Below are 23,781 nucleotides of genomic sequence, written 5' to 3'. Positions count from 1 at the left end.
GGCGTGGCCGGGCGGTGGGCGGAAACGGAGGAGAGCCTGCTACGGATAGACCGATGGTAGAGCGTTTTTGGCACGGGGTTACAGGGTGTTTCCGGAAAATGAGCCAGTCCATTGCCGGACCGCACCCCGGCCGCCGGGCCGCCGCACTCCCTCGGCCCGGCGCAGACCTGCGCGAATAACGCTCAGTCGGACAGCGGAAGTTGAACGACCAGCAGTTTTCCGGCCATCGTGACGCCACCGTCCATGGCGATGGCGAGGCCGTCGGCGTAGACGTGCGGGCCGTCGACGGTGACAGCGTCTTTCTCGCCCTCTTCCCCGCCGACCTCACCCAGCAGATACGGGATGGGGCTGTGGCCGTGCACGACGCGCGTTCCGCCATAGGCGTCCAGCAGTTCGCGCACAGCTTGCGAACCGGTCTCGTCGCGGAAGGCGAAGCGCTTGGTGAACTTACGGAAAAGATCCCACACTTCGTCGGCGTCGCTGCGGGTGAGCACGTCGTGGACGGTGTCGTTGACGGCCTCGACGGAGTCGCCGTATTCGAGGTAGGCGGTGGTGTCGGAGTGCACGAGCAGATGCCCGTCCTCCTCCATCACGGCGTCCAGGCGGGCCATCCACTGGAGGTGGTGGTCCTCCAGGCGGTCCATGTCGGACTTCTGGCCGCCGTTGAGCAGCCAGGCGGCCTGGAAGGAGGCCGTACCGGCGCCCGACTGGACGGGGGTGTCGCCGAACCGCTTCGCGCCCAGCAGCAGAAGCTCGTGGTTGCCCATGAGGGCCTTGCAGTAGCCGCCGGCTGCCGCGGCCTCGGCGGAGAGCTGCATGACGAGGTCGATGACGCCGATGCCGTCCGGGCCGCGGTCGGTGAAGTCGCCGAGGAACCACAGTCGGGCATTGCCGGCCGCCCAGCTGCCGTCGGCGTCGATCAGCCCCTCGGCGGCGAGTGCCTCGCGCAGCTCGTCGTAGTAGCCGTGTACGTCGCCGACGACGTACAGCGGGCCCATGCTCTCGGTCGATTCCGGGTCGAGCGCGGTCTCGGCCTCCGGGAGCAGGCCGACGGCCGGCTGGTCGATGAGGGTGTCCGTACGGTCGGCCCCGATGACCGGGAGGTCACGGGCCGTCGGGGTGTACTCCTCCGGCAGGTCCACCGGCTGGGCGGCGGGCGGCACGGCGGGGGGTGCGGCAGGGGGCGCGGCGGGAGGGCCCGCGGGCTGCTGGAGGGGGTGGTCGGCCGACGGCACCGGAGGCGGCCCGGCCGGCGCACCGGCGGGCGGGAAGGGCGGTGGAGGGGACGCCGGTGTCTGTCCCGCCATGGTCCACACCATGGGTCCCTGACTGGCCCCCTGAGTCATCGACCCCTCCACCATCGCGCCGCCGTGCACCTCTCGGACCTTTGCCTGGTCGACGGCGGTCCGCGGTGTCGTGCGCCCATCATAGGAATGCCGCTCGCGGGTTGTGACGCACCCGGGGGTGGTCAATCGGCCGGAGCCCGGCATTCCCGGATGATTTGTCCCGGGATCGCCATATTTTTTCCTGGGTGAAGGAGGCGCCCGGCCGTCGCCGATACGCCCACTCCTCCGCTCGCGGGGGCACGCTCAGTCGCCCGCCGGGCCCCGCGGGGGGATCACGGTCGTCCGGGGGGACCGTCGCTGGGACGAGGTACGGACGATCAGATCGGTCGGTATCACCTGCTCGACGGGCCGGCCGTTGTCGAGTCCTTCGATGGCGTCGATGAGGATCTGGACGACGGCGGTGCCGATGCGGCGCGGCTTGAGGGAGAGCGTGGTCATGGGGGGTTCCGTGGTGGCGTAGACCGTGGACTCGCTGCAGCAGACCAGCAGCAGGTCCTCGGGGACGCGCAGGCCGTAGCGCCGGGCGGCGGCCAGCAGGTCGGTGCCGTTGGGGTCGAAGAGTCCGTAGACGGCGTCCGGCCGGTCCGGGCGGGCCAGCAGCCGGTCGGCGGCGACGGCGCCCGCGCGCGGGTCGTGCGCCGGGTAGGACTCGTAGACCGGTTCCTGGCCGACGCGCTCGCACCATCGCAGGTAGGCGGTGGTCGACAGCCGGGTGTAGGTGTCGGTGGTGTTGCCCGTGAGCAGGCCGATCCGGCGGGCGCCGGCGTCGGCCAGGTGGTCGAGCAGGCCGAGGACGGCCGCTTCGTGGTCGTTGTCGACCCAGCCGGTGACGGGGAGGCTGCCGCCCGGCCGCCCGTCGGAGACGACGGGAATGCCGTGCCGGACGAGTTCGGTGACGACCGGGTCGCCGTCGGCGGGGTCGATGACGACCGTGCCGTCCAGGGCGACGTTGGACCACACGTCGTGGCGGGAGGTCGCGGGCAGGATGACGAGCGCGTAGCCACGGGCCAGCGCGGCGGAGGTGGCGGCTCTGGCCATCTCGGCGAAGTAGGCGAATTCGGTGAAGGTGAAAGGTTCATCCCCGTACGTGGTCACGGTCAGGCCGATGAGGCCGGACTTGCCGGTACGGAGGGTTCGGGCGGCGGCGGAGGGGCGGTAGCCCAGCCGTTCGGCCACCTCGCGGACGTGGCTACGGGTGGCATCCGGAAGCCGGCCCTTGCCGTTGAGCGCGTCGGAGACAGTCGTGATCGATACACCGGCTGCGGCGGCCACGTCCCGGATGCCCGCGCGTCCCAGCCGGCGACCGGTAGACCGGCTCACCTGGTGCTTCCCTGCTGCTGTCATGGCGAGCCGATAGTAGGGCTCGGCAGGGCAAGTCGAGGGGCTTCTCCGGTACCTACTCAGAGGCACGTTTCTGCAAGGTGAGAAACCGTCAATTGCCTTCAAAGTGCAGGCAGTTGCCCTGTACGAAGATCGTTTAAGGTGTGATTCGACGGCTTTGCCTGTCGATCGCCCCAGGTCTCGAAGAGGTCTCAAGTCACCTTCACGAGGGACGCGCGCCACGGCGCGAGCCACCGGCGCGCGACACCGGGCGAAGCGCTCCCCAAGCCGTGTGCGCCTGGCGCTCCGGCGGGGCCGTGAGCTGTGTCGCGGCCCGACTGTAGGGCCGGGGGCTGCCGCCGGACGGGGCAATCCTCATAAGGTGTGCAGTATTGGAGTCGAGCGGGATTGTCGAGGAGGACCTGCGGTGAGCGAGAAGACCCCCAAGCTGCGTGCTGCGCTGGACGGCATCCCCACTTATAAGCCGGGCCGGCCGGCGGCGGCCGACGGTCCCGTCGCCTACAAGCTGTCCTCCAACGAGAACCCCTATCCGCCGCTGCCCGGTGTCCTGGAGAGTGCGGTGAGCGCCGCGGGCTCCTTCAACCGCTACCCCGACATGGCCTGCACGGCCCTGATGGCCGAGCTGTCCGAGCACTTCTCGGTGCCGGTGGAGCATCTGGCGACGGGCACCGGATCGGTGGGTGTCGCCCAGCAGCTGGTCCAGTCGACGGCCGGGCCCGGTGACGAAGTGATCTACGCCTGGCGGTCGTTCGAGGCGTACCCGATCGTCACCCGGGTCTCCGGGGCCACCCCTGTGCAGGTGCCGCTGACCTCGGGCGAGGTGCACGACCTGGAGGCGATGCTCGCCGCGGTCACCGAGCGCACCCGGCTGATCTTCGTCTGTAATCCCAACAACCCCACGGGCACCGTGGTGAGCCGGGCCGAGCTGGAGTCCTTCCTCGACCGGGTGCCCAGTGATGTTCTCGTGGTCCTGGACGAGGCCTACCGCGAGTTCATTCGCGACCCCGAGGTGCCGGACGGCATCGAGCTCTACCGCGACCGCCCCAACGTGTGCGTGCTGCGTACCTTCTCCAAGGCGTACGGCCTGGCGGGGCTGCGGATCGGCTTCGCGGTGGCCCACGAGCCGGTGGCCGCCGCCCTGCGCAAGACGGCCGTGCCGTTCGGCGTGAGCCAGCTGGCGCAGGAGGCGGCGGTGGCCTCGCTCCGCAGCGAGGCGGCGCTGCTGGAGCGGGTCGACGGGCTGGTCGCCGAGCGGTCCCGGGTGGCCGACGCCCTGGAGGGGCAGGGCTGGACGGTCCCGACCTCGCAGGCGAACTTCGTGTGGCTGCGGCTGGGTGACCGCACGACCGACTTCGCGGCGGCGTGCGAGCGGGCCGGGGTCGTCGTGCGGCCGTTCGCCGGTGAAGGAGTGCGGGTGACGATCGGCGAGAGCGCCGCGATGGACCTGTTCCTGCAGGCCGCGGAGGAGTTCCGCAAGGCGCTCTGAGCGTCCCCTCGCGGTCCCGAGGCCGTGGGTCAGCCGTCGCTGACCTGCGGCCTCAGGCTTTTTCCACCCGGATGGGGTCACCGTTGCGGACGGTGGCGAGCAGGCGCGGGTCACCGTCGATGCGGCCCAGGACGTTGCAGGGGGAGGCGAGGCGGGATTCGTCGCCCAGGGATATCGGGGTGGGGCCGTAGGGCAGGGCGAGGGCGTTGCCCTCGGTCCAGAAGGCGACCGTGCCGGGCTCGACGACCTGACGGGCGCCGGCCTCCAGCGCGGGGGTGAGCCCGGTTTCGAAGTAGACCTCCTCGCCCCAGGTGTGGGCGGTGGCCTGGAGCGGCAGGGCGGCGGCCAGGGCCGTGGTGGTCGGCGTGTCGTCGAGGGTGGCGGTCAGCTGGCCCGCAGGCCACGAAAAGCGAATCTCCATGGCGCCGAATTCAACAATATGTTGAAGCTCGGGGGAAGGGGGTGCGTGCCATGGATTCCTGCGTGACCGCTGTCACGTACCCCCCCCTGTGCAAGGTTCCGGGACCGTGGGAGATAATTGCTTGTGAATGTGAACGCGTTCACAAGCGTGCTGCTTTTGTGCTGCTTCGTCCTGCACAAAAAGGGGCAACGTGCCGTAGTGCAACGGCGACGTAAGGAGAGAACGACGTGGAACTGGCGTTGGCGCCAGAGACTCTGGCGCGATGGCAATTCGGCATCACGACCGTCTACCACTTCCTGTTCGTCCCCCTGACGATCTCCCTCGCCGCTCTGGTGGCCGGACTCGAGACCGCATGGGTGCGAACGGGCAAGCAGAAGTACCTCAAGGCCACCAAGTTCTGGGGCAAGCTGTTCCTGATCAACATCGCGATGGGTGTCGTCACCGGCATCGTCCAGGAGTTCCAGTTCGGCATGAACTGGTCCGACTACTCGCGGTTCGTCGGTGACGTCTTCGGTGCCCCGCTCGCCTTCGAGGCCCTCATCGCGTTCTTCTTCGAGTCCACCTTCATCGGACTGTGGATCTTCGGCTGGGACAAGCTGCCCAAGAAGATCCACTGCTTCTGCATGTGGATGGTCTCGATCGGCACCATCCTGTCCGCGTACTTCATCCTCGCGGCGAACTCCTGGATGCAGCACCCGGTCGGCTACAAGTACAACGCCGCCAACGGCCGCGCCGAGCTCACCGACTTCTGGAAGGTGCTGACGCAGGACACCACCCTCGTCGTCGTCTTCCACACGCTGACCGCGGCCTTCCTCACCGGCGCCGCGTTCATGGTGGGCATCTCCGCGTTCCACCTGATGCGCAAGAAGCACGTCAAGGTGATGCGGACGTCGCTGCGGCTGGGCCTGGTCACCCTGGTCATCGCCGGCGTGCTCACCGCGATCAGCGGTGACTCCCTCGGCAAGGTGATGTTCAAGCAGCAGCCGATGAAGATGGCCGCCGCCGAGGCTCTGTGGGAAACCGAGAAGCCGGCGCCGTTCTCGGTCTTCGCCTACGGCGATGTCGACAAGGGACACAACAAGGTCGCCATCGAGATCCCCGGCGTGCTCTCCTTCCTCGCCCATAACGACTTCTCCTCGCCGGTCCCCGGCATCAACGACGTCAACAGGGCCGAGCAGCAGAAGTTCGGGCCCGGCGACTACCGGCCCAACATCCCCGTCGCGTACTGGGGCTTTCGCTGGATGATCGGCTTCGGCATGTCGTCCTTCGCCATCGGACTGGCCGGGCTCTGGCTCACCCGCAAGAAGTTCTGGCTCGCGCCGGGACTGCGTACGGGGGACGAGGAGCCACCGCGCCTCGCGCTCACCAAGAACAGGGAACTCGGCCCCCGCCTCACCAAGTGGTACTGGTCGCTCGCCTTCGTCACGCTCGGCTTCCCGCTCCTCGCCAACTCCTGGGGATGGATCTTCACCGAGATGGGACGGCAGCCCTGGGTCGTCTACGGCGTGCTGCGCACCTCCGACGCGGTCTCACCAGGGGTCTCGCAGGGTGAGGTGCTCACCTCGATGATCGTCTTCACGTCGCTCTACGCGATTCTCGCCGTGGTCGAGGTGAAGCTGCTGGTGAAGTACATCAAGGCAGGGCCCCAGGAGCTCTCCGACTCCGACCTCAACCCGCCCACCAAGATCGGCGGCGACCCCACGGACGCCGACCGGCCGATGGCCTTCTCGTACTAGGAGGCGACCGTGCAACTCCACGACGTCTGGTTCGTTCTCATCGCCGTCCTCTGGACCGGGTACTTCTTCCTCGAAGGATTCGACTTCGGAATCGGCGTCCTCACCAAGCTGCTCGCCCGGGACCGCCGGGAGAAGCGCGTACTGATCAACACCATCGGCCCGGTCTGGGACGGCAACGAGGTCTGGCTGCTCAGCGCGGCCGGCGCGACCTTCGCGGCGTTCCCCGAGTGGTACGCCACCCTCTTCTCCGGGTTCTATCTGCCGCTGCTGCTCATCCTCGTCTGCCTGATCGTGCGCGGGGTCGCCTTCGAATACCGCGCCAAGCGGAGCGAGGAGCGCTGGCAGCGGAACTGGGAACAGGCGATCTTCTGGGCCTCGCTGGTGCCCGCGGTGCTGTGGGGTGTCGTGTTCGGCAACATCGTGCGCGGCGTGAAGATCGACGCCCACAAGGAGTACGTGGGCAGCCTCTTCGACCTGCTGAACCCGTACGCGATCCTCGGCGGCCTGGTGACGCTGACCTTGTTCACCTTCCACGGCGCGGTGTTCGCCTCGCTCAAGACATTGGGCGACATCCGGGAACGGGCGCGCAGGATGGCGGCCGTCCTCGGGCTGGTCACCGCCGTGCTCGCGGTCGGCTTCCTGTCCTGGACACAGGTGGACAAGGGGGACGGCACCAGCCTGATCGCGGTGATCGTCGCGGTGGTCGCGCTGGTGGCGGCGATCGGGGCCAATCAACTCGGCCGTGAGGGATGGGCGTTCGCGTTCTCCGGGATCACCATCGTGGCCGCGGTCGCGATGCTGTTCCTGACGCTCTTCCCGAACGTCATGCCGTCCTCGCTGAACGAGAGCTGGAACCTCACGGTCACCAACGCCTCGTCCAGCCCCTACACCCTGAAGATCATGACGTGGGGCGCAGGCATCGCCACGCCGGTCGTGATGCTTTACCAGGGGTGGACGTACTGGGTCTTCCGCAAGCGGATCGGGACCCAGCACATCGCCGACGCCCACTAAGGCCTGTCTGAACGACTCCCGGTAGCCGTGTCCGCCCCTCGGGGCGGGCCCGGCAGGATGGAAGGTTTCACGTGAAACCGGTCGACCCCCGGCTCCTCCGATACGCCCGCGCCACCCGCGTCTTCCTCGTCGCGGTGGTGGTGCTCGGGCTTGCCGGAGCGGGCCTGGTCGTCGGCCAAGCCATGCTGATCGCCGAGCTCGTGGTGGGTGCCTTCCAGCACGACCTCGCGCTCGGTGACCTGACCACTCCGGTCGGCCTGCTCGCCGCGGTCTCCCTCGGCCGGGGGCTGGTCTCCTGGCTCACCGAACTGGCCGCGCACCGGGCCGGCGCGGCGGTCAAGTCCGAGCTGCGGACCCGGCTGATCGAGCGGGTGTCGCGGCTCGGTCCCGGCGCGAGCCTCCGCCGCCCGCAGACCGGGCCGGACGCCGCCGATGCGGAGAGGGGCCCGGGAGCCGGGGCCGACGGTGCGTCCGACGGCACCCTGGAGCTGCGCACCGGCGAACTCACCACCCTCGCCACCCGCGGCATCGACGCCCTGGACGACTACTTCGCGCGCTACCTCCCGCAGCTCGGCCTGGCGATCGTGGTCCCGATCGCGGTGCTGGTCAGGATCGTCACCGGCGACTGGATCTCGGCGCTCACGATCGTCCTCACGCTCCCGCTGATTCCGCTGTTCATGGTGTTGATCGGCTGGGCCACCCAGGCGCGGATGGACCGTCAATGGAGGCTGCTCTCCCGCCTGTCCGGGCACTTCCTCGATGTCGTCGAGGGCCTGCCGACGCTCAAGGTCTTCGGGCGCGCCAAGGCGCAGGCCGCCTCCATCCGGGCCATCACCGGCGAATACCGCCAGGCCACGCTCCGTACGCTGCGCATCGCCTTCCTCTCCTCCTTCGCCCTGGAACTCCTCGCGACGATCTCCGTCGCGCTGGTCGCGGTCGGTATCGGGATGCGCCTGGTGCACGGTCAGATCGACCTCTACACCGGGCTGATGGTGCTGGTCCTCGCGCCAGAGGCGTATCTGCCGCTGCGGCAGGTGGGTGCTCAGTACCATGCCGCGGCCGAGGGGCTCTCGGCCGCGGAGGAGATCTTCGCGGTGTTGGAGACGCCGCTGCCGACACCCGGCACCGCTCCGGCTCCCGAGGGCACCGCCCTGGCAGTCGAGGGGCTGGTCGTCCGCCACCCCGGGCGCAGGGGTGCCTCGCTCCCCGCCACCTCGTTCGAGGTCGGGGAGGGGGAGACCGTCGCTCTCGTCGGGCCCTCAGGCGCGGGCAAGTCCACGCTGTTGAGCGTGCTGCTGGGTTTCACCGCACCGTCCGAGGGCCGGGCCCTCGTCGACGGCCAGGACATCGCGTCCCTCGCTCCGGAGAGCTGGCGGCAGCGGATCGCCTGGGTGCCGCAGCATCCGCACCTCTTCGCGGGCACCATCGCCGAGAACGTGCGGCTGGCCCGCCCGGACGCGGACGACGCCGCGGTGCGGACCGCTCTGGCGGACGCCGGGGCCCTGGACTTCATCGACGCCCTGCCCGACGGTCCCGCGACCCGCCTCGGTGAAGCCGGTGCGGGCCTCTCCGCAGGCCAGCGCCAGCGCCTCGCCCTCGCCCGCGCGTTCCTCGCCGACCGCCCGATCCTGCTGCTGGACGAGCCGACCGCGAACCTGGACGGCGAGACCGAGGAAGCTGTCGTGGCGGCCGTCCGACGGCTCGCGGTGGGCCGTACGGTCCTGCTGGTCGTGCACCGGCCGGCGCTGCTGGCGGTGGCCGACCGCACGGTGCGGCTGCCGGACCCGGCGGGCGCGGAGAATCCGGAGGGCCCGGCGGTGGCGCCTTCCGCCAAAGCCGAAGCCGAAGCCGGTGTCGGGGTCGGTGTCGGCGAGGCCGGCACCCGGGCCGATGTCGTTGTCGAGGCCGGGCCGGTGCCGCAGCCCCGTCCGGAAGCCGGCCCGGCGGCGGGCACGGACCCCACCTCCCCCGTGGACGTCACCGACGGCCCGGAAGATGCCGTGGTCCCTGCCCGCGGTTCGGCGTTGAACCGACTGCGGCGCACCGCCCGTGCCCGTCGGTCGCGGTTCGCGCTCGCCCTGCTCCTCGGCAGCCTCGCGCTGGGCAGCGCGGTGGGCCTGATGGCGACCTCCGGCTGGCTGATCTCGCGGGCCGCCCAGCATCCGCCGGTGCTGTATCTGGCGGTGGCGGTGACCGCGACCAGGGCGTTCGGTATCGGGCGTGCCGTCTTCCGGTACGCCGAGCGGCTCGTCGCTCACGACGCGGTCTTCCGGATGCTCGCCGACGTACGGGTCGCCGTGTTCCGCCGGCTGGAGCGGCTCGCGCCGGCCGGGCTCAAGGAGCGCAGCCGCGGCGATCTGCTGTCGCGGCTGGTGGCCGATGTGGACGCGGTCCAGGACTACTTCCTGCGCTGGCTGTTGCCGGTCGGAGCGGCCGTGCTGGTCGGTGCGGGCGCTGTCGGTTTCACCGCGTGGCTGCTGCCGGAGGCCGGCGCGATTCTCGCCGCCGGGCTGCTGCTCGCGGGCGCGGGCGTGCCGGTGCTGTCGGGTGCGTTGGCCCGTCGGGCGGAGCGCCAACTGGCGCCGTCCCGTGGTGTACTCGCCACTCGCGTCGTCGAACTGTTCACGGGAACGGCCGAGTTGACGGTCGCCGGTGCCGTCGTGGGCCGTGTCGGCGCGGTGCGGCGGGCGGACCGTGAGCTGACCCGGATCGCGTCCCGCTCGGCCGGAGCGGCCGGCGTCGGCGCCGGTCTTTCCGCGCTGTTGTGCGGGTTGACCGTCGCGGCGGCCGCGGTGGTGGGCGTCCAGGCGGTGCACGCGGGCCGGTTGGACGGGGTCACGCTGGCGGTGGTGGTCCTCACCCCCCTCGCCGCGTTCGAGGCGGTGACGGGGCTGCCGCTCGCCGTGCAGTACCGCCAGCGCACCCGGCGTGCCGCCGAGCGGGTCTTCGAGGTGCTGGACGCGCCGGAGCCGGTGTCGGAGCCGGCCGCCCCGGTGGCTGCTCCGGATTCTCCGTTCCCGTTGGAGGTGGCCGATCTGACCGCGCGCCACCCGGGGCAGGTCGAGCCCGCGCTGGACGGTGTCGGGTTCACCCTGGCGGCGGGGCGGCGGCTCGCCGTGGTCGGTCCTTCCGGCTCCGGCAAGACGACCCTCGCGCAGGTGCTGCTGCGCTTCCTCGACCGGGAGGCGGGGACGTACACGCTGGGCGGTACCGACGCCCAGGCGATGGCCGGGGACGAGGTCCGTCGCCTGGTGGGGCTGTGCGCCCAGGACGCGCATCTCTTCGACAGCTCGCTGCGGGAGAACCTCAAGCTCGCCCGACGACGCCCGGCGCCCGCGGCGAAGCATCCGTCGGACGCCCACGAACCGGCGGCCACCGCTGACCGGGATCTGTGGGACGCGCTCGGCCGCGCGCGGCTCGCCGACTGGGTGCGTGGGCTGCCCGACGGTCTGGACACGATGGTCGGGGAGCACGGCGCCCGGCTGTCCGGCGGTCAGCGGCAGCGGCTCGCGCTGGCCCGCGCGCTGCTCGCGGACTTCCCGGTGCTTGTCCTCGACGAGCCCGCCGAGCACCTCGATCTGGCCACCGCCGACGCGTTGACCACCGACCTGCTGGCCGCGACCGAGGGGCGTACGACGGTCCTGATCACCCACCGGCTCACCGGTCTGGACGCTGTCGACGAGGTGCTGGTGCTCGACGGCGGCCGGGCCGTGCAGCACGGCGGGTACGCGGAGCTGGCCGTCGCCGACGGCCCGTTCCGGCGGATGCTGGAGCGCGAACGGGCGGTGGACGCGGCCCACGGCCTCCCCACGGCACCGGGCGGTCCGGCGGACTCCACGTCCGTCCCCGTGCCGGCGCTCCCCGCATAACTGGACTTTCGTCAGAAATGGGCCCTTATTAGGCTCAGGGCATGGCAGTCACGGAAGGACCCTCGGATCCGACGGGCACGGGCGGCGGCACGGGTTCCGACCCGATGGAAGTCGCCACCGAAGCCACCCGAAGTCTGCGGGGGCTGTCCCTGGAGCTGACCGCCCGGCTACCGCAGCTGCTGGAGGCGATGCGTACGGTCGGCGCCGGCTTCGACCTGCATGTCACCCTCGACCGGATCGCGCAGACGGCGGCCGAGCTCGCCGACGCCCGGTACGCCGCGATCGGGATCATCGACGACGCCGGCGAGGGGCTGTCGGACTTCGTGACGTACGGCGTGAGCCCGCAGGAGCGTGAACGGATCGCCGCGCTGCCCGACGGTCACACGGGGTTGCTCGGCGCGCTGATCCACGACCCGAAGCCGCTGCGGCTCGCCGACCTCGCTCAGGACGTGCGTTCTGCCGGGCTGCCGTCGGGGCACCCCCCGATGCGGACCTTCCTGGGAGTGCCGATCCGCGTCCAGGGGCAGATCTTCGGCAATCTCTATCTGACGGAGAAGCGCGGCGGCGGGGAGTTCAGCGAGGAGGACCTGCACATGGTGCGGGTGCTCGCCACCGAGGCGGGTATCGCCATCGGCAACGCCCGGGTCTACGCGCTGACCCGGCAGCGTGAGCGGTGGATCGACGGTTCGGTCGCGGTGACCACCGAACTCCTCGCCGGCGGCGATATGGACGACGCGCTCGCGGTCGTGGCGGAGCAGGCGCGGAAACTGGCGGACTCGGCCGCGGGCATCGTGCTGCTGCCCGACGACGAAGGCGGCCTGGAGATCGTCGCCGCATCGGCGGACGATCCCGCCGGGATCCTGGGCACGCGGATTCCGCCCGAAAGCCCCGTGGCCGAGCAACTCCTGGCAGGGGAGCCGGTGTTCGTCGACGACTCGGCGAGCGACCCGCGCATGATCACGCCGATCGCGCCGCGCTTCGGCCCCAGTATGATGCTGCCGCTCAAGAGCGACGGCCGGGTGCTCGGCACGCTCGCCACGCCGCGCCACCGCGGCGCCCGTCCCTTCACCGGTGCGGAACGGACGCTGGCCACCCAGTTCGCGGCCCAGGCGGCGCTGGCTCTGGTACTCGTCGACGCCCAGCGGGACCGGGAGCGGCTGGCCGTCTTCGAGGACCGCGACCGGATCGCCCGGGACCTGCACGACCTCGTCATCCAGCGGCTGTTCGCGACGGGGATGATGCTGGAGAGCGCCCAGCGCAAGGCCGTGGTGCCCGAGGTGACCGAGGGCATCCGTACCGCCGTCGACGAGTTGGACGTCACCATCCAGGAGATCCGTACCGCGATCTTCGCGCTGCAACAGGGGCCGGTGGAGGCGCCGTCGGGCCTGCGGACCAGGGTGCTGCGGGAGATCGGCACGGCCGCCGTACCGCTCGGCTTCCAGCCGTCGGCGCACTTCGTCGGCCCGGTCGATTCCCGGGTCGGCGAACTGACCGGGAAAAATCTCATCGCGGCGGTGCGCGAGGCGCTGTCGAACGCCTTCCGGCATGCGCAGGCCACCCGGATCGAGGTGACCGTCGACGCGACGGTCACCCTGCCGGACGGGGCCGACGGCGTGCGGCTGTCGGTCGCCGACGACGGCGTCGGAATCCCGGCCGGAGGTCGCCGCAGCGGCCTGAAGAACCTGGCCCGACGGGCCGAGGCGCTCGGGGGATCGAGTACGTACGGCCCCGGCCTGGGCGAGGGCGGGGCCGGGACGCGGGTGATCTGGGAAGCGCCGCTCTGAGGGGGGGCGCGCTGCCGGCGGCCGGGGGATCGGGGGCTGCGGGTCGGCGCCGGGCGGGTGCGGAATTGGGCCGTTCGGGGCTTTGGACGGCACCTCGGAGCACTGAATCAGGCAGTTCGCTGCCATTTCGGGCAATTATCTGTCTATGTGTTCATCTGCGTGGAGACACCCATGGTGGCGAAAACGGAGGTGCACCGAGGCCCGGCGCCGCGGCCGGCCCGGTCGTCCCGGTGGGGGCGGACACGGCCGCCTCCGCCGCCTCGCCGGGCTCCTGCGCCGCCGGCGCGTACGGCGCGGCCGTATGGCCGGGGCCTGCGCGATGTGCGCGGTGGGGGCCTTTGCCCTCGTCGTGTCGATGGTGCTCGGTGCGGGCGCACGCTTCTCCGGAGCACCCACCGGCCCTGCCGGGCCTTCTGGGGCCGATGGCCCGCTCGATCCCACCGGGCCGGCCACCAGGGACACCTCAGGGAGCGGCGTGCAGGCCGGAGGCCGGCTCCCCGGCCCACGCGTCGATCGCCAGGGCCGCGGGCCGGGCCGCCCGGTGGCGCCCGGCGGGCGGCCCGCCGCGGAACCGCAGCTGTCCGCCCCACGGCAGGCGGCGCGTGTTCCCGGTCGGCGGCTGGCCGATGTGAGCCTGGAGGTGATCCGGCTGGGCGAGGTGGCGCGCCGGGCGAGCCGCTCGTACGCCGAGGGGCATCGTGCGGCGCGGGCTCAGCGGGCCGAGCATGATCGGCTGCGGACCGCGTTGCTCAGGGAGCAGCGGCTGGTCGCCGCACTGCGCCGGTCGGCCGGTGCGATCGCGGGTGAGCAGTACCGCACCGGCAGCATGATCGCGTACACCGTGCGCCAGGCGGGGGCCGAAGCGCGCAGGCCACTGGCCGCGGTGCTCGAGGAGGCGGAGGAGCGGGAGGGGACACTGGCCGCGCGGCTGCGTGGCGCGGGCCGCGAGAGTCGCGTGATGGCGGAGGACAGCGCGACGGCGGCCAACCGCACCGCCGCCCTCACCGCCCGCACCGACCGTCTCCAGGAGGAGCGGACGCACGCCGACACCGGACTGCTCGCGGCGCGCGGCACGTTGCAGGCGCTCTCTCAGCAGGCGTTGCGCGACGGGTCCTGCGGCAGGCTGCCGCGTGCGGTGTCCACCGAGGCGGGCTCCGGCGACCGGGCGGCTGCCCCGCGCGGACGGTGGACGCGCCCGGTGGAGCGCTACGAACTCTCCGCGCCCTTCGGTGGCGCGGGCACCCGCTGGGCCGGCGGCCACACCGGGCAGGATTTCGCGGTACCCGTCGGTACCTCGGTAAGAGCCGTGGGCTCGGGCAGGGTTACCAGCCTGACCTGCGGGGACGGCTTCGGGATCAGCCTGGTCCTCCGGCATCGCAACGGTCTGTACTCGCAGTACGCGCATCTGTCCGCGGCGATGGTGCGGCCCGGTCAGCGGGTGCGGTCCGGGGACCGGATCGCGCTGTCGGGCAACACGGGCAACTCCACCGGCCCGCACCTGCACTTCGAGGTGCGGCGGACGCCCCGCCTGGGGTCGGGTGTGGATCCCGTGCCGTGGCTGCGGCGGCACGGGGTACGGCTCTGACGCGCGGGGACGTGTGGGTCCGCGTTGCGGATCGGCGCGCCCGGGGCTACCCGCGAGGTGCCGTGCGCCCGGCCGGGTCCCTCACCCCGGCCGGGTCAGGGGCTGTGAGGCGCCGGCGCCTGCGCGGGCTCAACGCCCTTGAACGATCCGCTCGATGACGGCGGCGACACCGTCGTTGTTGTTGGACTCCGTGCGGTGGTCGGTGGCCGCCAGCACGTCCGGATGGGCGTTGGCCATGGCGTACGCGGTACCGGCCCAGGTGAGCATCTCTATGTCGTTGGGCATGTCGCCGAAGGCGACCACCTCGGCGGGGGCGATACCGCGCTCCGCGCAGCAGCGGGCGAGAGTGCCGGCCTTGCTGACGCCAGGACCGCTGATCTCCAGGAGGGCGGTGGGGCTGGACCGGGTGAAGGACGCCAGACCACCTGCGGCCGACCGGGCCAGTGCGAGGAAGGCGTCGGGGTCCATCTCGGGGTGGTGCGCGAGCAGTTTGAGGACGGGCTGGTTGGGGCCCGTGGTGTTGATGTGGCCCGCAGGGGTGTCGATGCCGGAGGTGCTGCTGACGAACACAGCGGCTTCGGTGCCGCCGGCCGCGTCCTGCGCGGTGGCACTCCCGCGCGCGGGGGCGGTGAGGGTATCCGAGATGTCGTCGACGCCCGTGGCCGCGGGGCCGGGCGCGGCGCCGTTCACGCCACCGAGCGCGTCGGCGCCGATCCGACCCGCGTCGCCCTCACCCACGTCGATGCCGGTCACCTCGATGCCGGTCGCGTCGATCCCGGTGGTGTCCGGAGCCGGCGGCGGTGCGAAGTCCTCGGCGAGGAGTTTCTCCGCCGGGGCGATGACCGCGGCCGGGTCGCGGTGGAAGGGCGGGTAGTGCGGTTCGTAGTGGATGCCGCCGGTGCGCTCGACCGCGAAGGAGGTGCCGGGCGCGGCGCTGCGGAGGATGTCCACGACGTCGATGGCGACCGCGCGCTCCAGCGGGCTGACCTCCACGATGCGGCGGCCGCGGTGCAGGTCGACGACGGCCGCGCCGTTGGCGCAGATCGCCAGACCGTGGCCGTGCACATGGTCGCTGACCACATCCATCCACCGGGCCGGGCGGCCGGTGACGAAGAAGACCTCGATGCCGGCCCGCTCCGCGGCGGCGAGCGCGGCGATCGTCCGGTCGGAAACCGTCTTGTCGTCGTGCAGCAGCGTGCCGTCGAGGTCGGTGGCGATCAGCCGGGGCGCAACGGCCGGCTCGGGCGCCCGGGGTGGCGTGGCAGAGGCATCAGTCACCGGGCCATCTTCCCGTACGAGGGTGCACAGGCGTGCGGTGGGGCGCGCGCATGAGCTTTCATGCGTCGTGGCGCACGGTGCCGCGGCGACCGGTGGCGTGGGCAGACGGCCGCCGTGCCCGGGCTTCGGCCAGGTGCCGTCAGGCGAGGCGGCGAGGGTGCGCCCGCGCCGCCGTAGGCTCGGAGGTATGCAACTGAGCACCGTGATCCTCCCCGTCCGCCGCTGGTCCGAAGGCGGAAGGGCGGTGTGGCAGCACGCCGAGGAGCTCGGCTTCCACACCGCGTACACCTATGACCACCTCTCCTGGCGGACCTTTCGTGACCAGACGTGGTTCGGCGCCGTGCCGACGCTGACGGCGGCCGCGGCCGCGACGTCGCGGATGCGCCTGGGCACCCTCGTCACCTCCCCGAACTTCCGGCACCCGGTGACCCTCGCCAAGGAACTGATCTCCCTCGACGACATCAGCGACGGCCGGATCACCCTCGGCATCGGCGCCGGCGGCAACGGCTTCGACGCCACCGCGCTCGGCCAGGAGCAGTGGTCGCCGCGGGAACGGGCTGACCGCTTCGCCGAGTTCGTGCCCCTGCTGGACAAGCTGCTGAGCCAGGACGTCGTCTCCCACGAGGGCACGCACTACTCCGCGGACGAGGTGCGCAACATCCCCGGCTGCGTGCAGCGGCCCCGACTGCCGTTCGCGGTGGCGGCCACCGGACCGCGCGGCCTGAAGCTGGCTGCGCGCCACGGTCAGGCATGGGTGACGACGGGCGATCCCAAGGTCGTCGCCCAGGGCGGCACGTCGGCCGACTCCCGGAACGCGGTCCGGGGGCAGATCGAGCGCCTGGGCAAGGCGTGCGCGGAACTCGGCCGGGAGCCCGGCGAACTGCGCAAGATCATGCTGTCCGGCTTCACCCCGGACCGGCCGCTGGACTCGGTGGACGCCTTCGTCGACTTCGCGGGCGCCTACGCCGAGCTGGGCTTCGACGAACTCGTCCTTCACTGGCCGATCGCCGATTCCGTCTTCGAGGCCGATCTCGCGGTCTTCGAGCGGATCGCCACCGAAGGGGCGGCCCAGCTGGCCGGCGAGTAGGCGCACCGCCCGTTCGGCCGGCAGGCGGGCGGACGGCCCGCGCGGCGGGCTTCGCGGCCGGTGGGGCGCCCGTCGGTGTGTCGCCCGGCCGACAGACCCGCCTCATAGCCCGCTGGCCTGGGCTTTACCCCATATATAGGGAACAAGAGGGAGAATTGGTGCAGCGGCGCAGTGTGCAGGGCGCGGCGCGCGGGTGAGGTGAGCGCGCGAGCCGGGTCCGGCGCACTGCGCGACATCGCGGCGTTGCGGAGGATGCCATGGCCCGGACCCGATTCGCCCCCGACCGCGGGCTGACCTCCCGCATGGTCACGACGATGTTCCTGATCGGGCTTCTGTACGTGGTGGTCGTCGGCGTGCTGGTGGTGCTGCTCAAGGGCGCGTGGGTGGTGATCCTGCTCATCGCGGGCGCGCTGTTCGTCGCGCAGTTCTGGTTCAGCGACCGGATCGCGGCGTTCAGCATGGGGGCGCGCGAGGTCACGCCCGAGCAGGCCCCCGAGCTGCACGGCGCCGTCGACCGGCTCTGCGCGCTGGCGGACATGCCCAAGCCGAAGGTCGCGATCGCCGAGTCGGATGTGCCCAATGCCTTCGCGACCGGCCGCAACCAGAAGAACTCGATGGTGTGCGCCACGACCGGGCTGCTGCGGCGGCTGGAGCCGGAGGAGTTGGAGGGTGTGCTCGCCCACGAACTCTCGCATGTCGCGCACCGCGATGTCGTGGTGATGACCATCGCGTCCTTCCTCGGCGTGCTGGCCGGGATCATCACCCGCGCCGCCCTGTGGAGCGGTGTCGGGCGCGACAGCCGCGACCAGAACGCGGCCATCGCCGTCCTGATCGTCACCGCCGTCAGCGTGGTCGTCTACGCGATCAGCTTCCTGCTGACCAGGCTGCTGTCCCGCTACCGGGAGCTGTCCGCCGACCGGGCCGCCGCGATGCTGACCGGCCGTCCGTCGGCGCTGGCGTCCGCCCTGACGAAGGTCACCGGGCAGATCGCGCGCATCCCCACCCGGGACCTGCGCAAGGCCGAGCCGTTCAACGCGTTCTACTTCGCCCCGGCCTTCAGCAAGCAGAGCTTCAGCCGGCTGCTCTCCTCCCACCCGACCCTGGAACAGCGGCTCGACCAGCTGGCGCGCATCGCGACGCAGCTGGGGCGGCCGTGAGGGCGGGCGTCTTCCGCGCCGCGTCACCGGGCCCGGCGGAACAATCGATCAAGGAGTACGTCGCGCATGGGATTCCTCGACGCCATCCTCGGCCGCAGCAAGCCGGTACGCCCCGACCTCGACCAGCTCTTCGCGCTGCCGTCCGCCGCGGTGACCCTGCAGGCCGCAGCCGGTTTTGTGCCCACCGGGCTGGGTTCGGTGTGCTTCGCGAGCGTCGAGGGCGGGGCCTTCTCGCGCATCCAGGAGGAGGCACGCTCGCTGCTGGACGGTTCGGTGGAGTTCACCCAGGACGGGTACGGCTACACCTGGCTACTCGTCCGCCATCCGCCGGAGGACACCGCAGGTCTGGTCAACGACCTGCACGCCGTCAACACGTCCTTGGCGGACTCCGGCTTCGGACCGCAGCTGCTGTGTTCGCTGGTCGGCTTCCGCGACGACCGGCAGCGGCCACTGGCGTTGGTCTACCTCTACAAGCGCGGCACGTTCTACCCTTTCGCGCCGCACTCCCACGGTGGCGAGAAGCGTGACAGCGCACTGGAGCTTCAGGTGCGGGCGATGCTGGCGGACGACCTGACCGTCGAGAAGGATCTTGCGCGGTGGTTCCCGGTGTGGGGGGCTCCGGGGCTCTGACCTGCGCCGTACGCAATTCGGATGCTCTGCGGCACCCCACGCGCCACCCTGGGAGCATGAACGTCCAGCGCTCCGTGCGCATTTCGAAGTATCTGGCGAAGCATCTTCGCCACGATCCGGAACGGATCGGTCTCACCCTCGACGCCCAGGGCTGGGTGCCCGTGGCGGAGCTGATCGCGGCGGCCGGCCGGCACGGCTTCCGCTTCACCCGGGCCGAGTTGGAGTCCGTGGTCGCCGAGAACGACAAGCAGCGCTACGCCATCGAGGGCGACCGGATTCGCGCCAACCAAGGTCACTCCGTGCGCGTCGACCTGGGTCTGCCGCCGGTTGAACCGCCCGCCCATCTGTTCCACGGCACGGTCGCCCGCACCGTCGCGGTCATCCGGCACGAGGGGCTGCGGCCGATGGCCCGGCACGCCGTGCATCTCTCGGCCGACCGGGAGACCGCGACGCGGGTGGGCGCCCGGCGCGGCCGGGCCGTCGTGCTGACGGTCGACGCGGGCGCGATGTACGGGGCGGGCCATGAGTTCCGGGTCAGCGCCAACGGGGTCTGGCTCACCAGCCGCGTACCGCCGGAATTTCTGCGCTTTCCCGGGTGAGGGGGAGGCTTACGTGCCGCACCTTAGGGCAATGCCTCACCGAACGCTGAGTGCCTCACGGGGACGCTTTGGGCCTCGTCTCCGGGCAGGATCAGGACTCGGTGCGGGCTGCCGAGGTCAGGGCGTCCATTGCGCGTGCGTGTACCTCGCGTTGTGCCGCGGCCGCGATGAAGGCTGCCGTGTTCTGCGCGCCCACGAGATCCCGCACGGCACGCACGGCCTCGGCGGGCAGCACCACCGGCTCGGAGCCGGGCAGGGGCCCGGGGCCCGCGGCCGGAGTTTCCGCCACGGGACCGCCCTGCGCTGACGCCCCGGGGGCCTCGGCCCCGGCATGGCCCGGGACCGTCCCGCGATCCTGTCGATCCTCTCGCCCTGCCGCCGCGGCTATCGCTGTCTCTGCTGTCGTGGTCTCTGTTGCTGTTGTCGGCCCGCCATCGCCCCGTAGCGCCCCGGGACCGGAGGCCCCTGCGTACACCGCTCCGCCCGGCTCCCCCTCAACGTCCGACGGGAGCCCTTCGATGAGGTGGTGACGCAGGTACCGGGTGGCCAACGTGCGCATGGCGCGGGCGAGTTCGGCGTCGACGGTCTGCTGGGCGAGGGGACGCAGCCGGCGGACGAGGGAAGCTGCCTCCACCGCTGCGGCTTCGGTGGGCGGGTGGTCGAGGAACGACTGGAAGACGTACTCGGTGGTGAAGTCCAGGAAGCGGGCGGCGATGTGCTCGACCTGGCCGCGCAGCTCGCGCAGATGGCCGGAGATCGCGGGCAGGGGGACGCCCGCGGAGTGCAGTTCGGCGGCGACCGCGAGTTCCTGCGGGCTCGGGACGCGGAATTCGTCGTCGCGGCCGGGGATGCGCTCCAGCACCCCCAGGTCGACGGCCTCGGACACCGCCGCGTCGTCGGACGTGCCGCCGAAGGTGGAGTCCAGCTCGGCACGGCTGATGCGGGACGCCTCCTCGTCGGTCCACGGGCCGTCGATCTCGGCGACCAGGCCCAGGACCCCGCCGAGGCCCCGCCCCGCGTCCCAGGCTTCCAGCAGCTCCTTGATGCTGGCGAGGGTGTAGCCGCGGTCGAGCAGATCGGCGATCTGCCGCAGCCGTGCCAGGTGGGCGTCGCCGTAGACATTGGCGCGGCCGCGGCGCTCCGGGCGGGGGAGCAGACCGCGGTCCTGGTAGGCGCGAATGGTGCGGACCGTGGCGCCGCTGAGGTGGGCCAGGTCCTCGATGCGGTATTCGGCCGACGGCGGCTGCTCGGTCACTGCGGTGCTCCTTACGGTTGGCCGCGTCCTACGAGAGGTCCGCGCGGCCGGTTGCGCCCGCCGCGGCCCGTGCGCCAGGCGATGACGCCGGACAGGCGACGGCCGTGCGCGGCGGCCCTTCCTGCGAGGGATGGTACGACCGCCGCGGATGCAGTCGTTTCGCCACCACCGGCGCCGGTCCCCCCACCTCCGAGCCCGGGGCGCCCCGGGACGGGCCGCCCGGCCCGAGGCAGCGGGGGACTGCGAAGGGGACCGCCGCGCTACAGCGGTGGCTCCATCCGGGCCAGGGCGCGCAGCGCTCGCGGGGTGAAGCGGGACATCAGGTGCGCGCCACGGGCCTCGGGGGTCACAGGCACCACCGCCTGGTTGCGGACCACCGCGCGCAGGATGGCGTCGGCGACCTTCTCCGGCGGATAGTTGCGCATGCCGTACAGCCGCGCGGCCTTGGCCTGCCGGCGCTTCTCCTCGTCCGCCGAGACTCCGGTGAAGCGGGAGGTGGCGGTGATGTTGGTGTTGACCAGCCCGGGGCAGATGGCCGAGACACCGATGCCCTGGCCGGCCAGCTCGGCGCGCAGACACTCACTGAGCATCAGTACCGCCGCCTTGGACGTGCTGTAGGCGGGCAGGACCCTGGACGGCTGGAAGGCGGCGGCCGAGGCGGTATTGACGATATGGCCGCCCTGCCCGCGCTCCGCCATCCGCTTGCCGAAGATCCGGCAGCCATGGATGACGCCCCACAGATTGACGTCCAGCACCTTCTTCCAGTCCTCGGAGGAGGTCGTCATGAAGGAGCCGGACAGCCCGATGCCGGCGTTGTTCACCAGGACGTCGACGGTGCCGTATTCGGCGTCGACCTTGTCGGCCAGCTTCTCCATGGCCGCCTCGTCCGAGACGTCGACGACCTCGCCCCAGGCCTGCGGGGCACCGATCAGCCGGGCCATGTCGGCGGTCCGCGCCGCGCCCTCCGCATCGCGGTCGACGGCGATGATCCGCGCGCCGGCTTCCGCGAAGGCGAATGCCGTCGCCCGGCCGATGCCGCCGGCCGCGCCGGTCACCAGCACCAGCTGGCCGCCGAAGCGGTCGGCGTGCGGGCCGCGGGCCACGAGCTGCTTCGTCGGATCGCCCTCCTCCTTGGCGGTGACGAACTCGCCGATCCAGGCCGTCAGTTGGTCGGGACGGGTGCGGGGCACCCAGTGCTTGGCCGGGAGGGTGCGGCGCACCAGCTGCGGCGCCCACTGCTCCAGGTCGTCGTAGAGCCGCTGGGAGAGGAACGCGTCGCCGGTCGGGGTGATGAGCTGGACCGGGCAGTGCGCGTAGGCGTCGGCGCGGGGGCGGCGCAGCCGGGCACGGACGTTGTCGCGGTAGAGCCAGGCGCCGTGGGCGGCGTCGGTCGGCAGCGACGACGTCGGATAGCCGTCGCCCGGCACCTTCTCCACCCGGCGCAGGATGTCGGGCCACCGCTTGCCGAGCGGGCCCTTCCAGGCCAGCTCGGGCAGCACGGGGGTGTGCAGCATGTAGACGTACCAGGACTTGGCGCCCTGGCTGAGGAGCTGGGCCGTGCGACGAGGCGTGGGACGCGTCATCCGCTGCTTGATCCAGTGGCCGAAGTGGTCGAGCGACGGGCCCGACATCGAGGTGAAGGACGCGATCCGGCCCTCCGTGCGCCGGGCGGTGGCGAACTCCCAGCCCTGCACCGATCCCCAGTCGTGCCCCACGAGGTGCACCGGGCGGCCGGGGCTGACGGCATCGGCGACGGCCAGGAAGTCGTCCGTCAGCTTCTCCAGGGTGAAGCCGCCGCGCAGCGGCCTGGGGGCGGTGGACCGGCCGCAGCCCCGCACGTCGTAGAGCACCACATGGAAGTGATCCGCCAGGCCGCGGGCGACCTCCGACCACACTTCCTTGCTGTCCGGGTAGCCGTGCACCAGCATCACCGTCGGCCGGGCGGAATCCCCCAGCTCGGCGACGCACAGCTCCACCCCACCGGTGGCCACCCGGCGCTCCCGGGCGCCGGAGAGACCGACCACGAGCGCCTGCCCCTCGCTCTGCTCCTTGTTCTGCCTCTTGCCCTGTCGCCGGCCCTGCCCACGACCCTGTTCACGTCCGGTGCTCATGCGGCCTTCTCCTCCTGCCAACGCCGCACATGCGGCAGATCGTCGTCCAGCCAAAAGGCGCTCTCCTGCGGGTCCTTGGAGTCCGTGACCACCAGGATCTCCTCAAACTTCGCGCCCGTGCCCCGGAATCCGAGGTGGGGTTCCACCGCCCACAGTCCCGGCTGCGGCGGGTGGTCGGAGAAGGTGTACGGGCTCCACAGCGGGGACCAGCCGTCACGGTGGCCGTGCAGCGCGTCGGAGGCGAGGCCCTTGAGGGACTGGGTGCCGAAGCCGAAAAGGGTGGGTGACCAGCGGCGCTCCTTGACCCGGTCGATCTTGTGCGCGATCACGCCGAAGGGATAGGCGCGGTGGCGGTTGGCGTACCCCTGCCGCACCATCAGCCGCTCGACGTCCTCATAGATCTCGCGCAGCGGGCGCCGTTCGCGCACCTCGCGCAGGATCAGCTCGCGGTGCGCCTCGAGGTCGGCGAGCAGCCGGTCGTGCACGGGGTTGAGGCCGAGGCAGCCGGAGTAGCCGATATCGGCGGTGAAGCCCTGGTGGACCGGTGCCATGTCGAGGATGAAGGCCATCCCCGGCTCCAGCTCGCGGTGGGTGGGGAAGAACTGGAGGGGGATGCGGAAGTTCGCGAACGCGGTGCGGTCGCCGAACCAGGCGAACGGCAGATGGAACCAGTCCCGCACCCCGCGCTCGCGCAGCCACTCGCGCTGCATCCGCGCCGCCTCGCGCTCGGTGACGCCGGGCTTGAGCTGGGCGGCCACCGCCTCCGCGCAGGCGTAGGCGAGGCGCTGCACCTCCCGGAATCCCCGTAGCTCGGCGGTGAGTTCGCCGGCTCCTGCCGAGGTCGCTGAAGTGACTGAGGCCATCGCCAACCGTCCGTCCGTAAGCGGTCCATCGCGGTACGTGCCCGTAACTTGACACTGATGAATGTGACAATGACCGGCGGCTGCGTCAAGGGGGTGTGCACGGAGCGAGAAGAACGCCACCCGATCCCCGGCTCGTTATCCACAGGTTCCCTGCTCCCCGGGCCCGGACCCCTCCGCTTCCGCGGCCACCGCCCGCCGTGCGGAACCCCGAGCCCAGGACCG

Annotated in this window: 17 protein-coding genes; 10 read left to right on the top strand and 7 right to left on the bottom strand. The window is 71.6% G+C overall.

Going from position 1 to position 23,781, the window contains the following annotated elements:
• Positions 1–182 precede the first annotated feature (182 nt).
• Both ACH4FH_RS03830 and ACH4FH_RS03825 read right to left on the bottom strand, forming a co-directional pair.
• Positions 183–1,361 (bottom strand): metallophosphoesterase, encoded by a 1,179-nt coding sequence (locus ACH4FH_RS03830; protein WP_398554398.1) that lies wholly within the window; start codon positions 1,359–1,361, stop codon positions 183–185.
• Positions 1,362–1,589: 228 nt separating this feature from the next.
• Complete coding sequence (locus ACH4FH_RS03825) at positions 1,590–2,690, bottom strand: LacI family DNA-binding transcriptional regulator (protein WP_398554121.1); 1,101 nt, start codon at positions 2,688–2,690, stop codon at positions 1,590–1,592.
• 403 nt (positions 2,691–3,093) lie between these two features.
• Here ACH4FH_RS03825 and hisC point away from each other — a divergent pair, with 403 nt between their 5' ends.
• Entirely contained in the window at positions 3,094–4,173 is a 1,080-nt protein-coding gene (gene hisC / locus ACH4FH_RS03820; RefSeq protein ID WP_398554120.1) for a histidinol-phosphate transaminase, read from the top strand.
• A 52-nt stretch (positions 4,174–4,225) separates the two neighbouring features.
• Here the strand turns inward: hisC and ACH4FH_RS03815 are convergent, their stop codons facing one another.
• A complete protein-coding gene (locus ACH4FH_RS03815) occupies positions 4,226–4,594 on the bottom strand; it encodes a cyclophilin-like fold protein (RefSeq protein ID WP_398554119.1) in 369 nt (122 codons plus the stop codon).
• Between the two features lie 227 nt (positions 4,595–4,821).
• On the opposite strand from ACH4FH_RS03815, the gene ACH4FH_RS03810 reads away from it, so the two are divergent.
• From ACH4FH_RS03810 to ACH4FH_RS03790, 5 genes are all read left to right on the top strand, one after another.
• Positions 4,822–6,330 (top strand): cytochrome ubiquinol oxidase subunit I, encoded by a 1,509-nt coding sequence (locus ACH4FH_RS03810; RefSeq protein WP_398554118.1) that lies wholly within the window; start codon positions 4,822–4,824, stop codon positions 6,328–6,330.
• A 9-nt stretch (positions 6,331–6,339) separates the two neighbouring features.
• Complete coding sequence (gene cydB / locus ACH4FH_RS03805) at positions 6,340–7,341, top strand: cytochrome d ubiquinol oxidase subunit II (RefSeq protein ID WP_398554117.1); 1,002 nt, start codon at positions 6,340–6,342, stop codon at positions 7,339–7,341.
• A 71-nt stretch (positions 7,342–7,412) separates the two neighbouring features.
• Positions 7,413–11,210: a thiol reductant ABC exporter subunit CydD gene (gene cydD / locus ACH4FH_RS03800; protein ID WP_398554116.1), complete on the top strand. Its 3,798-nt coding sequence runs from the start codon at positions 7,413–7,415 to the stop codon at positions 11,208–11,210.
• A 104-nt stretch (positions 11,211–11,314) separates the two neighbouring features.
• Positions 11,315–12,994, top strand: a complete 1,680-nt coding sequence (locus tag ACH4FH_RS03795; protein WP_398554397.1) for a GAF domain-containing sensor histidine kinase — start codon at positions 11,315–11,317, stop codon at positions 12,992–12,994.
• A gap of 475 nt (positions 12,995–13,469) precedes the next feature.
• Complete coding sequence (locus ACH4FH_RS03790; RefSeq protein WP_398554115.1) at positions 13,470–14,579, top strand: peptidoglycan DD-metalloendopeptidase family protein; 1,110 nt, start codon at positions 13,470–13,472, stop codon at positions 14,577–14,579.
• A gap of 129 nt (positions 14,580–14,708) precedes the next feature.
• Here ACH4FH_RS03790 and ACH4FH_RS03785 read toward each other — a convergent pair whose 3' ends face one another.
• Positions 14,709–15,857, bottom strand: a complete 1,149-nt coding sequence (locus tag ACH4FH_RS03785) for an HAD hydrolase family protein (protein ID WP_398554114.1) — start codon at positions 15,855–15,857, stop codon at positions 14,709–14,711.
• A 187-nt stretch (positions 15,858–16,044) separates the two neighbouring features.
• Here ACH4FH_RS03785 and ACH4FH_RS03780 point away from each other — a divergent pair, with 187 nt between their 5' ends.
• The 4 genes from ACH4FH_RS03780 (at position 16,045) to ACH4FH_RS03765 (ending at position 19,330) form a co-directional block, all read left to right on the top strand.
• A complete protein-coding gene (locus ACH4FH_RS03780; RefSeq protein ID WP_398554113.1) occupies positions 16,045–16,944 on the top strand; it encodes an LLM class flavin-dependent oxidoreductase in 900 nt (299 codons plus the stop codon).
• A gap of 257 nt (positions 16,945–17,201) precedes the next feature.
• Positions 17,202–18,101, top strand: a complete 900-nt coding sequence (gene htpX / locus ACH4FH_RS03775) for a zinc metalloprotease HtpX (RefSeq protein ID WP_398554112.1) — start codon at positions 17,202–17,204, stop codon at positions 18,099–18,101.
• Positions 18,102–18,167: 66 nt separating this feature from the next.
• Positions 18,168–18,731 carry a hypothetical protein gene (locus ACH4FH_RS03770; RefSeq protein WP_398554111.1) on the top strand — a complete coding sequence of 188 codons (564 nt, stop codon included), beginning with the start codon at positions 18,168–18,170 and terminating at the stop codon, positions 18,729–18,731.
• Positions 18,732–18,787: 56 nt separating this feature from the next.
• A complete protein-coding gene (locus tag ACH4FH_RS03765) occupies positions 18,788–19,330 on the top strand; it encodes an RNA 2'-phosphotransferase (protein ID WP_398554110.1) in 543 nt (180 codons plus the stop codon).
• Between the two features lie 91 nt (positions 19,331–19,421).
• Here the strand turns inward: ACH4FH_RS03765 and ACH4FH_RS03760 are convergent, their stop codons facing one another.
• From ACH4FH_RS03760 to ACH4FH_RS03750, 3 genes are all read right to left on the bottom strand, one after another.
• Positions 19,422–20,585: a MerR family transcriptional regulator gene (locus ACH4FH_RS03760; RefSeq protein ID WP_398554109.1), complete on the bottom strand. Its 1,164-nt coding sequence runs from the start codon at positions 20,583–20,585 to the stop codon at positions 19,422–19,424.
• A gap of 260 nt (positions 20,586–20,845) precedes the next feature.
• Positions 20,846–22,696: an SDR family oxidoreductase gene (locus ACH4FH_RS03755; protein ID WP_398554108.1), complete on the bottom strand. Its 1,851-nt coding sequence runs from the start codon at positions 22,694–22,696 to the stop codon at positions 20,846–20,848.
• A complete protein-coding gene (locus ACH4FH_RS03750) occupies positions 22,693–23,559 on the bottom strand; it encodes a M24 family metallopeptidase (RefSeq protein WP_398554107.1) in 867 nt (288 codons plus the stop codon). The genes ACH4FH_RS03755 and ACH4FH_RS03750 overlap by 4 nt, the downstream gene beginning before the upstream one ends.
• Positions 23,560–23,781: the final 222 nt, after the last annotated feature.

Origin of the sequence: Streptomyces sp. NPDC017993 (genome assembly GCF_044328065.1) — a bacterium.
Lineage (GTDB): Bacteria > Actinomycetota > Actinomycetes > Streptomycetales > Streptomycetaceae > Streptomyces.
The sequence above is the reverse complement of the archived record's forward strand: the minus strand, read 5'-3'. Positions and strand labels throughout refer to the sequence as shown.

What these genes read in the sequence shown, in the direction of transcription:
- ACH4FH_RS03770 (WP_398554111.1), top strand. Translation starts at nt 18,168, where the DNA reads ATGGGATTCCTCGACGCCATCCTCGGCCGCAGCAAGCCGGTACGCCCC.
- ACH4FH_RS03765 (WP_398554110.1), top strand. Translation starts at nt 18,788, where the DNA reads ATGAACGTCCAGCGCTCCGTGCGCATTTCGAAGTATCTGGCGAAGCAT.
- ACH4FH_RS03795 (WP_398554397.1), top strand. Translation starts at nt 11,315, where the DNA reads ATGGAAGTCGCCACCGAAGCCACCCGAAGTCTGCGGGGGCTGTCCCTG.
- ACH4FH_RS03825 (WP_398554121.1), bottom strand. Translation starts at nt 2,690, where the DNA reads ATGACAGCAGCAGGGAAGCACCAGGTGAGCCGGTCTACCGGTCGCCGG.
- ACH4FH_RS03815 (WP_398554119.1), bottom strand. Translation starts at nt 4,594, where the DNA reads ATGGAGATTCGCTTTTCGTGGCCTGCGGGCCAGCTGACCGCCACCCTC.
- htpX (WP_398554112.1), top strand. Translation starts at nt 17,202, where the DNA reads ATGGCCCGGACCCGATTCGCCCCCGACCGCGGGCTGACCTCCCGCATG.
- ACH4FH_RS03780 (WP_398554113.1), top strand. Translation starts at nt 16,045, where the DNA reads ATGCAACTGAGCACCGTGATCCTCCCCGTCCGCCGCTGGTCCGAAGGC.
- ACH4FH_RS03830 (WP_398554398.1), bottom strand. Translation starts at nt 1,361, where the DNA reads ATGGTGGAGGGGTCGATGACTCAGGGGGCCAGTCAGGGACCCATGGTG.
- ACH4FH_RS03750 (WP_398554107.1), bottom strand. Translation starts at nt 23,559, where the DNA reads ATGGCCTCAGTCACTTCAGCGACCTCGGCAGGAGCCGGCGAACTCACC.
- ACH4FH_RS03755 (WP_398554108.1), bottom strand. Translation starts at nt 22,696, where the DNA reads ATGAGCACCGGACGTGAACAGGGTCGTGGGCAGGGCCGGCGACAGGGC.